This is a genomic window from Alteromonas sp. ABV2_168 (genome assembly GCF_056161165.1).
On sequence record NZ_JBSWYQ010000037.1, the window covers coordinates 1 to 216 of the forward strand.

The window sequence follows — 216 nt, forward strand, 5'->3', positions numbered from 1 at the left end:
GTTAATATTCCCGTACTTATATAATCAGTGACGGAGGGACGGAGAAGGCTAGACAATCCTGGCGTTGGTTGCCCAGGTGAAAGTGTGTAGGAAGTAAGATTAGGTAAATCCGGTTTTATAATTCTGAGACACGAGACGAGCTCCCAAGGGAGTGAAGTTGTTGATGCCCTGCTTCCAGGAAAAGCTTCTAAACTTATGATTATGTGAACCGTACCC

1 rRNA gene is annotated in these 216 nt (G+C 44.9%); it reads left to right on the top strand.

The features are described from left to right. Nucleotides 1-215, top strand: a 23S ribosomal RNA gene (locus ACXAH4_RS20125); the annotation flags it as partial. Nucleotide 216: the final 1 nt, after the last annotated feature.